The sequence below is a fragment of the Microbacterium sp. NPDC089186 genome (assembly GCF_040685115.1).
GTDB classification, from domain to species: Bacteria; Actinomycetota; Actinomycetes; order Actinomycetales; family Microbacteriaceae; genus Microbacterium; species Microbacterium galbum.
Window position 1 is genome coordinate 787,353 of record NZ_JBFBHJ010000001.1, and the last position, 13,868, is coordinate 801,220.

Annotated in this window: 13 protein-coding genes and 2 tRNA genes; 3 read left to right on the top strand and 12 right to left on the bottom strand. The window is 66.7% G+C overall.

Annotated features, from left to right (window positions below; all coding sequences use genetic code 11):
• The first annotated feature begins 26 nt into the window (after window positions 1-26).
• On the top strand, window positions 27-266 hold the full coding sequence (locus AB0N82_RS03770; protein ID WP_076673116.1) for a cell division protein CrgA: 240 nt from the start codon (window positions 27-29) through the stop codon (window positions 264-266).
• A 51-nt stretch (window positions 267-317) separates the two neighbouring features.
• Here the strand turns inward: AB0N82_RS03770 and AB0N82_RS03775 are convergent, their stop codons facing one another.
• Together AB0N82_RS03775 and AB0N82_RS03780 are read right to left on the bottom strand one after the other, a co-directional pair.
• The gene (locus tag AB0N82_RS03775; protein WP_363388299.1) at window positions 318-1,244 is read right to left on the bottom strand and encodes a rhomboid family intramembrane serine protease; all 927 of its coding nucleotides are present in this window, start codon (window positions 1,242-1,244) and stop codon (window positions 318-320) included.
• Window positions 1,245-1,260: 16 nt separating this feature from the next.
• Window positions 1,261-1,818, bottom strand: coding sequence for a peptidylprolyl isomerase (locus AB0N82_RS03780; RefSeq protein ID WP_363388302.1), 558 nt, complete (start codon window positions 1,816-1,818; stop codon window positions 1,261-1,263).
• Window positions 1,819-1,919: 101 nt separating this feature from the next.
• Between AB0N82_RS03780 and AB0N82_RS03785 the strand changes: the two genes are divergently transcribed.
• Window positions 1,920-2,492: a DNA helicase gene (locus AB0N82_RS03785; protein WP_315994115.1), complete on the top strand. Its 573-nt coding sequence runs from the start codon at window positions 1,920-1,922 to the stop codon at window positions 2,490-2,492.
• A complete protein-coding gene (locus AB0N82_RS03790) occupies window positions 2,489-2,962 on the top strand; it encodes a YbaK/EbsC family protein (RefSeq protein ID WP_315994116.1) in 474 nt (157 codons plus the stop codon). The genes AB0N82_RS03785 and AB0N82_RS03790 overlap by 4 nt, the downstream gene beginning before the upstream one ends.
• Before the next feature lie 6 nt (window positions 2,963-2,968).
• Here AB0N82_RS03790 and AB0N82_RS03795 read toward each other — a convergent pair whose 3' ends face one another.
• The 10 genes from AB0N82_RS03795 to dnaA form a co-directional block, all read right to left on the bottom strand.
• Window positions 2,969-3,400, bottom strand: a complete 432-nt coding sequence (locus AB0N82_RS03795) for an NUDIX hydrolase (protein WP_363388306.1) — start codon at window positions 3,398-3,400, stop codon at window positions 2,969-2,971.
• A 130-nt stretch (window positions 3,401-3,530) separates the two neighbouring features.
• Window positions 3,531-3,603 (bottom strand) — tRNA-Ala (locus tag AB0N82_RS03800).
• 13 nt (window positions 3,604-3,616) lie between these two features.
• Window positions 3,617-3,690, bottom strand: a tRNA-Ile gene (locus AB0N82_RS03805).
• Window positions 3,691-3,755: 65 nt separating this feature from the next.
• Window positions 3,756-4,157: a DUF3566 domain-containing protein gene (locus tag AB0N82_RS03810; protein ID WP_136586371.1), complete on the bottom strand. Its 402-nt coding sequence runs from the start codon at window positions 4,155-4,157 to the stop codon at window positions 3,756-3,758.
• Complete coding sequence (gene gyrA, locus AB0N82_RS03815) at window positions 4,154-6,781, bottom strand: DNA gyrase subunit A (RefSeq protein WP_315994118.1); 2,628 nt, start codon at window positions 6,779-6,781, stop codon at window positions 4,154-4,156. The genes AB0N82_RS03810 and gyrA overlap by 4 nt, the downstream gene beginning before the upstream one ends.
• A 59-nt stretch (window positions 6,782-6,840) precedes the next feature.
• The gene (gyrB, locus tag AB0N82_RS03820) at window positions 6,841-8,877 is read right to left on the bottom strand and encodes a DNA topoisomerase (ATP-hydrolyzing) subunit B (RefSeq protein WP_363388311.1); all 2,037 of its coding nucleotides are present in this window, start codon (window positions 8,875-8,877) and stop codon (window positions 6,841-6,843) included.
• A gap of 119 nt (window positions 8,878-8,996) precedes the next feature.
• On the bottom strand, window positions 8,997-9,485 hold the full coding sequence (locus tag AB0N82_RS03825; RefSeq protein WP_363388314.1) for a DciA family protein: 489 nt from the start codon (window positions 9,483-9,485) through the stop codon (window positions 8,997-8,999).
• Window positions 9,478-10,632 carry a DNA replication/repair protein RecF gene (gene recF, locus AB0N82_RS03830; RefSeq protein WP_363388317.1) on the bottom strand — a complete coding sequence of 385 codons (1,155 nt, stop codon included), beginning with the start codon at window positions 10,630-10,632 and terminating at the stop codon, window positions 9,478-9,480. The genes AB0N82_RS03825 and recF overlap by 8 nt, the downstream gene beginning before the upstream one ends.
• A gap of 59 nt (window positions 10,633-10,691) precedes the next feature.
• On the bottom strand, window positions 10,692-11,843 hold the full coding sequence (gene dnaN / locus AB0N82_RS03835; RefSeq protein ID WP_315994122.1) for a DNA polymerase III subunit beta: 1,152 nt from the start codon (window positions 11,841-11,843) through the stop codon (window positions 10,692-10,694).
• A 450-nt stretch (window positions 11,844-12,293) separates the two neighbouring features.
• Window positions 12,294-13,724 carry a chromosomal replication initiator protein DnaA gene (gene dnaA / locus AB0N82_RS03840; protein WP_315994123.1) on the bottom strand — a complete coding sequence of 477 codons (1,431 nt, stop codon included), beginning with the start codon at window positions 13,722-13,724 and terminating at the stop codon, window positions 12,294-12,296.
• Window positions 13,725-13,868: the final 144 nt, after the last annotated feature.

Here is a 13,868-nt window from a genome sequence, read left to right on the forward strand (position 1 = left end):
CACACCTGAGCATTAGACTGTGCCGCATGGCTCGAACTGGCAAAGGCGAAGACCCGATCGCCGAACGCAACGACGGTGGATCCGCCCCGAACCCGGTGTGGTTCCTGCCCATCATGATCGGCCTGATGCTGATCGGACTCGTCTGGGTGCTGGTGTTCTACCTCAGCAACTCGCAGTTCCCCATCCCGGGGATCGGCCCCTGGAACCTCGTCATCGGGTTCGGCATCGCCTTCGTGGGCTTCCTCATGACCACCCGCTGGCGCTGACTTACACCCGTGTAATTCATCCCCACCTGTGGATGAAGCTGTGGATAAGTCTCAGAGGTAGGCCACCGCGGGTATCGCCAGCAGCGCGACGAGCACCACGGTGACGGCCACGAGCAGACCGGTCTGCAGACCCCGTTGACGCTGCGCTCGTGTGCGCGAGTAGATGACGCCGACCACGGCGCCGGTGACGAGGCCACCGAGGTGCGCCTGCCACGAGATGCCGATGGCTGCGAGCGACGACGCGAAGTCTCCGGACCCGATCGCGTTGATCCCGGCGAGGACGAACGGCCAGGCGAAGTTGATGGCGATGAGGATCGCGATCACCCGGATGTCGGCGCCGAGGTGCCGACCGATCACGAGCAATGCGCCGAACAGCGCGAAGATGGCTCCCGAGGCGCCGACCGTCCACACGCCCGGTGCCAGGAGGGCGACAGCGACCGAGCCGCCGAGCGCCCCGAGCAGGTAGAGGATCAGGAACCGCGCCCTGCCGAGCAACGGCTCGAGGCTGCGCCCGATGAACCACAGCGCGAGCATGTTCAGCGCCATGTGGAGGAAGCTGCCGTGCACGAGTGCCACCGTGAGCAGACGCCACGGCTGCAGGATTCCCGCCTGCGGCAGCACGAAGAAGCTGTTGAACGCCAGGAGATCGGACAGCACGCTTCCGACACCCGGGATCAGCCCGATGATGTAGACCAATCCGGTCACGGCGATGATGCCGAGCGTCATGGTCGGTCGACCTGACGAGACCACCGACATGGGACGGGACGCCCAGCGGCGCTCAGCCTTCTTCTGCGCCGGTGTCTGCGTGGCGCGCTGCTGCGCCATGCATTCGGGACAGATCACTCCGACGGCGGCGGGGGTCCGGCACTCCGAGCACACGGTGCGCATGCACCGCTGGCACAGCACGAAGCTCTGCCGGTCGGGATGCCGGTAGCAGAAGTTGTCGCTGTTGCGACGGAACTCCTCGGTGGTGGACACCCGCCGCCGTCCGGGATCAGACCGCGGCGATGTCGACCGAGTGCAGCACGACGTCCGCCTTCGGCCGATCCTGAGCGCCGGTGGGAACGGCGGCGATGGCGTCGACCACGGCCTTCGAGGCGTCATCCGCCACCTCGCCGAAGATCGTGTGCTTGCCCTGAAGCCACGGAGTGGGGTCGGTGGTGATGAAGAACTGCGAGCCGTTCGTTCCCTCCGGCTGACCCGTGATCGCGTTGCGACGCAGGCCGGCGTTGGCCATGGCGAGCTTGTAGGGCGCGGTGAAGTCGAGCTCGGGGTGGATCTCGTCGTTGAAGTTGTATCCGGGGCCGCCGATGCCCTGACCGAGCGGGTCGCCGCCCTGGATCATGAAGTTGGGGATGATGCGGTGGAAGATGACGTCCTTGTACAGGGGACCCTCGCCCTTGGCGCCGGTGGCCGGGTTGGTCCATTCCTGCGTCCCATCGGAGAGACCGATGAAGTTGCGGACGGTGCGCGGAGCGTGGTCACCGAAGAGGTTGACGACGATGTCGCCGTGGTTGGTGTGCAGGGTCGCGACGGCGGTGTGGTTGGCCATGGGTACATTCTCTCAGAGTTATCTGCAAGGGTCGGCGGCGCGGACGGCCCGTTCTGGCAAGATGAGGGCAACGTACATCCCATCGACAGGGAGGATGAGCCGTGGGCCTCAGCCGCAAGAGCAAGAAGGAACTGCGCAAGCTCCAGAAACACGCCGCCAAGGTGTGGGAGTCGCAGCAGGTGCTGCTGGGCGAGAGCGGGAAGGTCGCTCGCGAAGCCGGCCACCAGCTCGGTCGCTTCAGCCGCGAAGACCTCGTCCCCGCCGTGCAGGACGGCTACAACAAGTACGCCGCGCCGTACGTCGACAAGAGCGTGAAGTACAGCAACCGCTTCCTCAGCAACAAGGTCGTTCCGGCCGCTGGTGCTGTCGTCGGCGGTGCACTCTCGGTGTGGGACGCCGCAGGCGACACCCGCGACCGTCTCGCCAAGGGCAAGGGCTTCGAGCTCGACACCCACAAGTATGCGAAGCGGGCCGAGAAGTACGGCAAGCAGGCCTCGAAGCGCCTCTCCAAGAAGCTTCCGTCGCAGCACGACGGCATCGGCGCCGGTGGCGTCATCGCCATCATCCTCGGCGTCGTCGCCGCGGCGGGCGTCGCGTACGCCGCCTGGCAGACGCTGCGGGCCGACGACGAGCTCTGGGTGGCTGACGACCCGCTGCGGGCGCCGGACGCGTGAGCGATCCCACCATCAGAGTCAGAGAGGCCGCGCGCGAGCGCGGCCTCTCTGTCGATGTGCGCGAGCGACCCGCCGCATCGAGCCTCGACGAGGCGGCGGCTCTGCTCGGCATCCCCTCGGCATCCATCGTCAAGACGCTGGTCGTCAAGCGGTCTGACGACACCTACCTCTTCGCGCTCGTTCCCGGCGATCGGGCCATCTCCTGGCCGAAGCTGCGAGCCGTCGTCGGGGTGAACAAACTCCGCCTGCCCGAGCCCGAGCTGGCCCTCGCGGCGACGGGCTATGAGCGCGGCACGATCGTGCCGATCGGCAGTTCCACCGCATGGCCCGTCTTCGCCGATGAACGCATCGTGGGCACTCGTATCGCTATGGGGGCCGGAGCACACGGATACAGCCTGTTCGTCGAAGCCGACGACCTGATCGCCGCGTACAGCGCCGTCGTCGCCGACATCACCACCGCGCGATCCTGACCGCGATCAGGGCCGCGGCAGGTCGGCCATGCGCAATGCGATGTCGACGAGTTGCACCCGCCGCGCCTTCCTCGCGGCCGCGAGCGTGAACCACGCGGCCCGGTCGGTCGAGCCGTCGGTCTCGAAGCGGAGCCGACCGCCCACGATGCGCGCGCGGTAGACGATCCGCAACGCGTGCAGAGGCTCCGAAGCCCCCTCCGCGAGCCTCGACTCGGCGGGGATGACACGGGAGTGGATGCCGAGCAGGTCGCCGACGACGACCCGGAACCCGGTCTCCTCCCGGACCTCTCGGCGCACCGCGTGCACCGGATCCTCTCCGGGCTCGAGTCCGCCACCGGGGAGCGTCCAGGCGGCTCGTCGACCATCGATCCAGTGGGCGAGCAGCACGCGGTCGTCGGCGTCGGTGATGACGGCGTACGCGGCGACCCGCATGTCCATGACCGAACTCTACCGACCGGCGACGGCGGCCCCTCATCGCCGAGCGGAGAGCCGGAGCCGCGCACCGAACGCATCCTCGGAGCAGAAACGCCGAAAGCCGGCCCGAAGGCCGGCTTTCATGTCGCGGATGTGGAGCCTAGGAGATTCGAACTCCTGACATCCTGCTTGCAAAGCAGGCGCTCTACCAGCTGAGCTAAGGCCCCGCGAGGGAAGGGGTGGGGCTACCAGGACTTGAACCTGGGACCTCTTCATTATCAGTGAAGCGCTCTAACCGCCTGAGCTATAGCCCCGTCTCGCTGACGTGATGTCAACCTCGAAGACTTTACCGGACTTGCGAGGTTTTGACGAATCGGCGTCAGTTCGAGGTGAAACCGACGAGCAGGCCGCCGGTCACCTTGACGGCGAGGTTGTAGATCCCGGCCATCACGGCGCCGAGGACGGTGACCACGACGAGGTTCAGGATGGCGACGATCGCCGCGAACGCCATCACCTGCGGCAGACCGATGTACTGCGAGAGCGTCGCTCCCCCGTCGGTGAAGCTGGTGAAGAACTCATCGAGCTTCGTGAGCAGCGTCGCCGAGACCACCAGGTAGATCAGGAAGTATGACACGACGGTCACGATCGCGAGAGCGACCGCCACCAGGAACGACAGCTTCACCGCCGACCAGAAGTCGATGTACACCAGGCGCAGCCGCACCTGCTTGGCAGGGGTCTTGTGAGTCGACTTCTTGGCGAGCTTGTCGGCTACCGTGCTCATGCGTCAGTACTTTCCTCGGGGGTCTCGGGAGTGGAGGCGGTGACCTCGTCCGCAGAATCTGCGGCGGGCTCCGTGGCCGTCTCCGTCGTCTCGGTCAGGTTGCGCTCGGCGTTGCGGGCGATCGCGATGATCTTGTCGTCGCCTCCTGCGCGGGCAAAAACGACACCCATCGTGTCGCGTCCCTTGGCGGGCACCTCGGCCACGGAGGAGCGTACCACCTTGCCGCTGGCAAGAACCACAAGGACCTCGTCGGTCTCGGACACCATCATCCCGCCCGCGAGCACCCCGCGATCATCGGTCAGACGGGCCACTTTGATGCCCAGACCGCCGCGGTTCTGCATGCGGTATTCGGTCACCGCGGTGCGCTTGGCATAGCCGCCCTCGGTCACCACGAACACGAACTCGTCGTCCTTGGCGACGGATGCCGAGAGCAGGCTGTCGCCCTCGCGGAAGTCCATGCCCTTCACACCCGACGTCGACCGGCCCATCGGGCGCAGCGCACTGTCGGTGGCGGAGAAGCGCAGCGACATTCCCAGGCGGCTGATGAGGAGGATGTCCTCTCCCTCGTCGACCAGGAGCGCACTGACGAGCTCGTCGGCGCCGGCCTGCTCGTCGTCGCCCTCGTCGGACGTCTGACCACGCAGCTTGATGGCGATCACGCCACCCTGACGGTTGGTGTCGTACTCGTCGAGACGCGTCTTCTTCACGAGACCGCCCCGGGTCGCGAGCACCAGATAGGTCGCCACCTGGTAGTCGCGGATGTCGAGGATCTGCGCGATCTCCTCGTCGGGCTGCAGGGCGAGCAGGTTCGCGACGTGCTGGCCCTTGGCATCCCGCCCGGCCTCGGGGACCTCGTACGCCTTCGAACGGTAGACCCGGCCCTTGTTCGTGAAGAACAGCAGCCAGTGGTGCGTCGTCGTGACGAAGAAGTGCTCCACCACGTCGTCGGCACGCAGCTGCGCGCCCTTCACACCCTTGCCGCCGCGGTGCTGAGAGCGGTAGTTGTCGCTCCGTGTGCGCTTGATGTAGCCGTCGCGGGTGACCGTGACGACCATCTCCTCCTCCGCGATGAGGTCTTCGATCGAGACGTCGCCGTCGAAGCCGTGGAGGATCTCGGTGCGACGGTCGTCGCCGAAACGATCGGTGATCGCGGTGAGCTCGTCGCGGATGATGGTGCGCTGACGACCGGGGGTGGCGAGGATGTCGTTGTAGTCGGCGATGCGCGCTTCGAGCTCGGTGGCCTCGTCGACGATCTTCTGACGCTCGAGGGCGGCGAGACGACGCAGCTGCATGTCGAGGATCGCCTGCGCCTGCACCTCGTCGATGTCGAGGAGCTTCTGCAGCCCGTCGTTGGCATCCTGAGCCGTGGGCGAGCGGCGGATCAGCGCGATGACCTCGTCGAGCGCGTCGAGCGCCTTGAGGTAGCCGCGCAGGATGTGCATGCGCTCCTCCGCCTTGCGCAGGCGGTAGCGCGTGCGACGGACGATGACCTCGATCTGGTGGTCGATCCACAAGCTGATGAAACCGTCGAGCGACAGCGTGCGCGGCACGCCGTCGACGATGGCCAGCATGTTGGCGCCGAAGTTCTCCTGGAGCTGGGTGTGCTTGTACAGGTTGTTGAGCACGACCTTCGCGACCGCATCGCGCTTGAGCACCACGACCAGGCGCTGCCCGGTGCGTCCCGAGCTCTCGTCGCGGATGTCGGCGACGCCGGTGATCTTGCCCTCACGGGCCAGGTCGCCGATCTTCACGGCGACGTTGTCGGGGTTCACCTGATAGGGCAGCTCGGTGATCACGAGGCACGTCCGGCCCTGGATCTCCTCGATGTTCACGACGGCGCGCATCGTGATCGAGCCGCGCCCCGTGCGGTACGCGTCCTTGATTCCACGGGTGCCGAGGATCTGCGCACGAGTGGGGAAGTCGGGCCCGGGGATGCGCTGCATGAGCGCTTCGAGCAGCTCCTCGCGGGTGGCATCCGGGTTCTCGAGAGCCCACAGGGCTCCGGCGGAGACCTCGCGCAGGTTGTGCGGCGGGATGTTCGTGGCCATACCGACCGCGATGCCGACGGAGCCGTTGACCAGCAGGTTCGGGAAGCGCGCCGGCAGGACCGTGGGCTCCTGGGTCTGACCGTCGTAGTTGTCCTGGAAGTCGACGGTCTCTTCCTCGATGTCGCGCACCATCTCGAGCGCGAGGGGAGCCATCTTCGTCTCGGTGTACCGCGGCGCGGCCGCGCCCTGGTTGCCGGGCGAACCGAAGTTGCCCTGTCCGAGGGCCAGCGGGTAGCGCAGCGACCACGGCTGAACGAGGCGCACGAGGGCGTCGTAGATGGGCGCGTCACCGTGCGGGTGATAGTGGCCCATGACCTCGCCGACGACACGGGCGCACTTCGAGAACGACTTGTCGGGCCGGAAGCCGCCGTCGTACATGCCGTAGATCACGCGGCGGTGCACGGGCTTGAGCCCGTCGCGCACATCGGGCAGCGCGCGACCGACGATGACGCTCATCGCGTAGTCGAGGTAGCTCCGCTGCATCTCGAGCTGCAGGTCGACCTGGTCGATCTTGCCGTGGTCGTGCACCGGCTCACCCCGGACGTCGTCGGGCTCGGGGGTGGTGTCGTCAGCCATGTCTTCTCAGTTCCGTAAGTGCGTTCGTCGTCTGGATGCCGTGTCTCGCGTCGGCGAGATCAGATGTCGAGGAAGCGGACGTCTTTGGCGTTGCGCTGGATGAAGCTGCGGCGCGACTCGACGTCTTCGCCCATGAGGACCGAGAAGATCTCGTCGGCTGCCGCGGCGTCGTCGATCGTGACCTGCTTGAGCGTGCGGGTCTGGGGGTCCATGGTGGTCTCCCAGAGCTCGTGGTCGTTCATCTCGCCGAGACCCTTGTAGCGCTGGATGCCGTTGTCCTTCGGGATGCGGCGGCCCGAGGCCTGTCCGTCGACCAGCATCACGTCGCGCTCGCGGTCGCTGTAGGCGTATTCGTGCGGGTGGTTCGACCACTTCAGGCGGTACAGCGGGGGCTGCGCAAGGTAGACGAACCCGGCCTCGATCAGACCGCGCATGTAGCGGAACAGCAGCGTCAGCAGAAGCGTCGTGATGTGCTGGCCGTCGACGTCGGCATCGGCCATGAGCACGATCTTGTGATAGCGAGCCTTCGCCATGTCGAAGTCCTCGCCGATGCCCGTGCCGAAGGCCTGGATCATCGCCTGGACTTCCTTGTTGCCCAGAGCGCGGTCGAGGCGCGCGCGCTCGACGTTCAGGATCTTGCCGCGCAGGGCGAGGATCGCCTGCGTGTGGGGGTCGCGCCCCTGCACGGCCGAGCCGCCGGCGGAGTCACCCTCGACGAGGAAGATCTCGCTGATCGAGGGGTCCTTCGACGTGCAGTCCTTGAGCTTGTCGGGCATCGCGGCCGACTCGAACACGCTCTTGCGGCGAGCGGTCTCGCGCGCTTTGCGTGCGGCCAGACGCGCCGTGGCCGCGTCGATGGCCTTTCGGATGATGTTCTTGGCCTGGCCCGGGTTGCGGTCGAACCAGTCGCCCAGCTTGTCTCCGACGACCTTCTGCACGAACGCGCGCGCCTCGGTGTTACCCAGCTTCGTCTTGGTCTGACCCTCGAACTGCGGCTCCGACAGCTTGACCGAGATGACGGCGGTCAAACCCTCGCGGATGTCGTCGCCGGTGAGGTTGTCGTCCTTCTCCTTGAGGAGGTTGTTCGCGCGCGCGTACCGGTTGACCAGTGTGGTCAGAGCGGCACGGAAGCCCTCTTCGTGGGTGCCGCCCTCGTGCGTGTTGATGGTGTTGGCGTACGTGAAGACGTTCTCGGTGTACGCCGTCGTCCACTGCATCGCCAGTTCGAGGGCGATCTTGCGCTCGGTGTCCTCGGACTCGACCTCGATGATCTCGTCGTTCACCACGTCGGCCTTGCGCACGCGGTTGAGGTGCTCGACGTAGTCGACCAGACCGCGCTCGTAGAGGAAGGAGTCGTGACGGGCCTCGGTCACCTCTTCGCCCGGCTCACCCTCGGTGACGACCGACTGCGGACGCTCGTCGCGCAGGCTGATGCGCAGGCCCTTGTTGAGGAACGCCATCTGCTGGAACCGAGTGCGCAGTGTGTCGTAGTCGAAGTCGATCGTGTCGAAGATCGTGGCATCCGGCCAGAAGGTGATCGAGGTACCGGTCGCCTCGCTCTCCTCCCCCTGCTCGAGGGGGGCGAGTGGCACACCGCCGTTGCGGAACGACTGACGCCACACGTGTCCCTGACGCTGCACCTCGACCTCGAGGCGGGTGGACAGAGCGTTCACCACCGAGGAGCCCACGCCGTGCAGACCTCCCGAGACGGCGTAGCCGCCGCCGCCGAACTTGCCACCGGCGTGGAGGACGGTGAGCACGACCTCCACGGTCGACTTGCCCTCGGTGCGGTGCATGTCGACCGGGATGCCACGGCCGTTGTCGATCACGCGCACGGCGCCGTCGCTCAGGATCGTCACGTCGATCGTGTCGCAGTAGCCGGCGAGGGCTTCGTCGACGGAGTTGTCGACGATCTCCTGAACGAGGTGGTGCAGTCCCCGCTCTCCGGTGGAACCGATGTACATGCCGGGGCGCTTGCGGACGGCCTCGAGACCTTCGAGCACCTGGATGGCGTCTGCCCCGTACTCGTTGGGAACCTTTGCGGCAGTGGTCGCTTCGGGTTCCTCGGAAACGTTGTCGGGGTTCTCGGACGTCATGAGTACACGCGCTCCAGATCGAATCGTCGGAACCTCCATCTTACCGCGCGGGACTCGCCGAAATGGCGTGTACGCCCCTACGCGGGCAGAAATCGCGTCGAGCCGGGACCGACCATGGCCTAACCGTAGGTATCGCGCGGACCGCGGCCTGGAACGGCTCTGGGGCCCCATTTCCAAGAGGGGACGTCGGGGCCGACGAAGCGGATAGCCTCCACCCCCGCCTCGGGGAAGCGTCGGATGATCTCCGACAGGATGTGCGCGCGCATGAGCTGCAGCTGCTTCGCCCACGCGGTGGAGTCGGCCTGGACCGTCAACGTGCCCGCGTCCAACGCGACCGGACGGGTGTGCGCGGCCGTGTCGGCACCCGCCACTTCATCCCACGTGCGCACGAGATCCTCACGCGAGAGCTGGGGCTCCCACCCGGCGGAACGGGTGAGCGACGACAGGACGTCGCCGAGGCCCCGGGGATCGCGACCGGGCGTGAACGGGGCGTTCTCGCCGTCATCGGCGCGACGCCGCCGCTTCTTCCGGCGGTAGGGCGACGGCTCGAGCCCGCGCAGGCGCAGATAGGTCGCCATGGTCTCAGGGAGCTCCGGCTCGTCAGCCATCGAGGGACTCCTGGATGCGACCGGCCTCGACCCGTACGACGTGGGCGCGCAGCCCCTCGGGCACGTCCTCCTCCACCGCGGAGGTGACGATGACCTGCTCGTACCCGCCCGCCATCTCGGCCAGACGGGTGCGCCGCCCGGAATCGAGCTCGGCGAACACGTCGTCGAGGATGAGGACCGGATCGCCGAGGCGGGATTCGGCCCGCAGCAGTTCCGCCGACGCGAGCCGCAGGGCGAGGGCGACCGACCAGGACTCGCCGTGGGACGCGTACCCCTTGACGGGTAGGCCGTTCACTTCGAGGACGAGGTCGTCGCGATGAGGTCCGACGAGAGTGAGGCCGCGCTCGAGCTCGGCGCTGCGACGAGCGGCGAGCGCAGCGCGGAACTGATCGGCGAGGGGGCCCGACGGACCGGATGCATCCCCGGACTCCCCCTCCTCCGGATCGCCCCCGCCGACGGACAGGGCCCACGACAACCGCGGGTCGTGGTCGGCTCCCGCGATCGCGGCGTACGACCGCGCCATCGGTGCGGAGAGATCGGATGCCAGGGCGAGCCGGGATTCGATGACCTCGGTGCCGAGCGAGACGAGCTTCTCGTCCCACACATCGAGCGTGCTGAGGGCGTCGCCCCGCACACCGCGTGCCCGCGCCGACTTCAAGAGGGCACTGCGCTGGCGCAGCACCCGGTCGTAATCCGCCAGGACGGCGGCCATCCGCGGTGTGCGCTGCACGATGAGCTGATCGGCGAATCGACGCCGGGACGAGGGGTCGCCGCGGACGATCTGGAGATCCTCCGGGGCGAACAGTACGACCTGCGCGTAACGCGGGAGCTCCGACGTGCGGACGTTGACGCCGTTCACGCGCGCCTTGTTCGCTCCCTGCCGGTTGAGCTGCAGCTCGAGCAGGACGCTGCGTTCGCCGTGGGCCAGCCTGGCGCGGATGATCGCGGCATCCGTGCCGTCCCGCACCATCGGTGCGTCGTTCGAGACGCGGTGGGAACCGAGCGTGGCGAGGTACGCGACGGCCTCGACGAGATTCGTCTTGCCCTGCCCGTTGCGCCCGACGAACACATTGGCTCCCGCGGAGAGCGAGACGTCGGCGCCCGCGTAATTGCGGAAGTCCTTCAGTCCGAGCTGCTCCACGATCACCGAGTCAGACTACCCGTCGCCTCCGACACGACCACGGCGCCGCAGGCGTCCGGCCGACGTCAGCGCAGCAGCAGGTTCGGCTGCAGGAGGTACTTGAACGACCCCTCGCCGCCCTTGTCGACCGAGGTCTGGGGGGTGACGAGCACAGGACTGAGCTTGTTGGCGTTGTCGCTCGAGGTGAACGTGATGCGAGTGAATTCGCTGCGCACCGCGCCGAGGGACTCGAGCAGGTACTGCGGGTTCAGGCCGAGGGTCACCTCGTCGCCCACCAGCGTGGCGTCGACGGACTCCGTCGCGCGCGCCTGCTCGGTCCCCGACGCGTCCATCGACACGCCCTCAGAACCGAAGGTGAAGCGCAGCGGCGCCGACCGGTCGAGCACGAGCGCGACACGACGGACCGCCTCGGCCAGCTCGGCGGTGTTCACGACGCTGTGGTGCTCGGTCTGCGCCGGGAAGAGCCGGCGCACGGGCGGGAAGTTGCCCTTGATGAGCAACGACGTCACGGTCTTGTTGCCCGACGAGAACGCGATGATCTCGCGGTCTCCCGAGCCCGAGAATGCGATCGAGATGTCGCCGCCGTGCGCGAAGGTCTTGCCGACCTCCTGCAGGGTGCGGGCAGGAACGAGAGCCGACGTCGGCTCGTCGGAGGCCGCAGCCCCGCCATCCCACGGGATCTCGCGGAGGGCGACGCGGTAGCGATCGGTCGCGACCAGACTGAGCTGCGTTCCGGTGACCTCGAGCTGGACGCCGGTGAGCACGGGGGTGACGTCGTCACGGGAGGCGGCGAAGGCGACCTGTGCGATCGCGGTGGCGAACTCGTCTGCGGGCACGAGGCCCGACTCGCCCGTCACCTCGGGAATGGCGGGGTATTCCTGCACCGGCATGGATGCCAGGGTGAACCGGGCCGATCCGCAGGTGAGCAGGATGCCGCCGTCGTCGTCGACGGTGATCTGGATCGGGGCGTTCGGGAGACGGCTGGCGATGTCGCTGAGGAGGCGGCCGTGGACGAGGATCGTGCCCGGCTCGTCGACGGTGGCCTCGATGGTGGTGCGCGCCGAAGCCTCGTAGTCGAAGGCGGCAAGGGTGAGCCCCTGCTCGCCCGCCTCGATCAGCACGCCGGCCAGGATCGGCTGCGGATTGCGCTGAGGCAGGAGCTTGACCACGAACGAGACGGCTTCGCTGAACACATCGCGATTGACGTGGAACTTCACGGGCGCTCCCTTGACGGCGGGTATGGCTTACCCATGCTAGTGCCCTGCTCCGGCTGCGCCCGTCGTGCGCCGCTTGCACGGCAAGGTCATCGAATCTCTCTTAACTCGGATAAAGAATCTTCATCTTGTTAACCGCTGTGGAGACTGTGGATAACTTCCGACACGCGTGTTAACACAAGGGATCGCGCGGTCTGTTAACTGTGGACGCGTTGCGGAGACCCTGGGCACTTAACAGAGGCCGAGGATGCCGGCATCCCCTCGTCATCCACAGTGTTAACGCGTTCGTGCACATCTCATCCGCAGCAAATCGGAGTTATCCACAGGTTTTCCACACTGTGTAGAACCGGCTGAAAGATATCGGTCGACGGCGTTTCGCGGCTCGCTGACGCCCGAAAACGACCGAGGGGCCCGTCCGAAAACCTCGGACGGACCCCTCTCGCAAACGGGCGCTCAGCGCATGCGGCCGAGTTGGCTGGTGATCTCGGAGACCTGGTTGAAGATCGAACGACGTTCCTTCATCAGGTCGCTGATCTTCTTGTAGGCGTACATCACCGTGGTGTGGTCCCGGTTGCCGAAAAGCTGCCCGATCTTCGGCAACGACAGGCTGGTCCGCTCCCGGCAGAGATACATCGCGATCTGTCGCGCGGTCGCGACGGCCTGCGACCTGCTCGAGCCGTACAGATCGTCGACCGACAGCTTGAAGTACTGCGCGGTCGCCGTGATGATGTCGGTCGGCGAGATCACGTTGGCGTCGTCCTGGTCGATGATGTCGCGCAGCACCGTCTGCGCCAGCGACATGTCGAGGGTCGATCGGTTCAGACTCGCGAACGCCGAGACGCGGATGAGGGCGCCCTCGAGTTCGCGGATGTTCGAGGAGACGACCGTGGCGATGTACTCGAGGACGTCGTCGGGGATCAGCAGTCGTTCGCTCTGGGCCTTCTTACGGAGGATCGCGATGCGCGTCTCGAGGTCGGGTGCCTGGACGTCGGTGATGAGGCCCCACTCGAAGCGGCTTCGCATGCGGTCTTCGAAGCCGGTCAGTTGCTTCGGGGGGAGGTCGCTGGTGATGACGACCTGCTTGTCGTGATCGTGCAGCGTGTTGAACGTGTGGAAGAACGCTTCCTGCGTCTCGGCGCGACCCTGCAGGAACTGGATGTCGTCGATCAGCAGGATGTCGACGTCGCGATATCGCGCCTGGAAGGCCGATCCCCGGTTATTGGCGATCGAGTTGATGAAGTCGTTCGTGAACTCCTCGCTCGAGACGTAACGCACGCGGATGCCCGCGTACATGCTCGCGGCGTAGTCGCCGATGGCGTGGAGGAGGTGCGTCTTCCCGAGGCCGGAATCTCCGTAGATGAAGAGGGGGTTGTAGGCCTTGGCCGGAGCCTCGGCGACCGCGACGGCGGCGGCGTGCGCGAATCGGTTGGACTGACCGATCACGAAGTTGTCGAAGGTGTACTTCGGATTCAGCCGCGTGTCGTTGCGCGAGGCCGGGACGATGGGTTCCGGAGTCTGCTCGACCGACGATGAATGGGTCGCCGTCGCTGCCGAGGAGCGATCCGACGCGGCGGGCGCCGGCGCGGTGGACGGCCGCGGATTCTCGACGAGATCGGGGTTCACGACCACCCGGAAGGTGCCGACCGCGGGGTCTTCTCCCTGGACCTGCGCGAGGGCCTCCATGATCGGTGCCCGCATGCGCTTGTTGAACTGAGCCGCGGTCAGGTCGTTGGGGACATCGAGGTACAGCGTCCCGCCCATCACTCCCTGGGGCACCGCGAGGTTGAGGAAGCCGTGGAGCTGCGGGGTGACGCGGTCGTCGGTGAGAAGATGGTCCAGCACGGCCGACCAGACGGGAACATCCGGTACTTCGTGCAGAGACATATCCCCTCCGGGATCTAGACGCGACGGGCGATCGACGTGTCGCGCCGAACCTGTGGATAACTTCCGGGGCCACGCTAGTTCGCGGCTCTCGCGGAGCAAAATCCACTGTAGGACCCGGCCGCGTGTCTTTGCCATGCTTGTGGA

Excerpts from the sequence above, each read along its gene's own strand:
- AB0N82_RS03810 (WP_136586371.1), bottom strand. The coding sequence starts at position 4,157 with ATGAGCACGGTAGCCGACAAGCTCGCCAAGAAGTCGACTCACAAGACC.
- AB0N82_RS03795 (WP_363388306.1), bottom strand. The coding sequence starts at position 3,400 with ATGGACATGCGGGTCGCCGCGTACGCCGTCATCACCGACGCCGACGAC.
- AB0N82_RS03770 (WP_076673116.1), top strand. The coding sequence starts at position 27 with ATGGCTCGAACTGGCAAAGGCGAAGACCCGATCGCCGAACGCAACGAC.
- AB0N82_RS03780 (WP_363388302.1), bottom strand. The coding sequence starts at position 1,818 with ATGGCCAACCACACCGCCGTCGCGACCCTGCACACCAACCACGGCGAC.
- AB0N82_RS03825 (WP_363388314.1), bottom strand. The coding sequence starts at position 9,485 with ATGGCTGACGAGCCGGAGCTCCCTGAGACCATGGCGACCTATCTGCGC.
- gyrB (WP_363388311.1), bottom strand. The coding sequence starts at position 8,877 with ATGACGTCCGAGAACCCCGACAACGTTTCCGAGGAACCCGAAGCGACC.
- gyrA (WP_315994118.1), bottom strand. The coding sequence starts at position 6,781 with ATGGCTGACGACACCACCCCCGAGCCCGACGACGTCCGGGGTGAGCCG.
- dnaA (WP_315994123.1), bottom strand. The coding sequence starts at position 13,724 with ATGTCTCTGCACGAAGTACCGGATGTTCCCGTCTGGTCGGCCGTGCTG.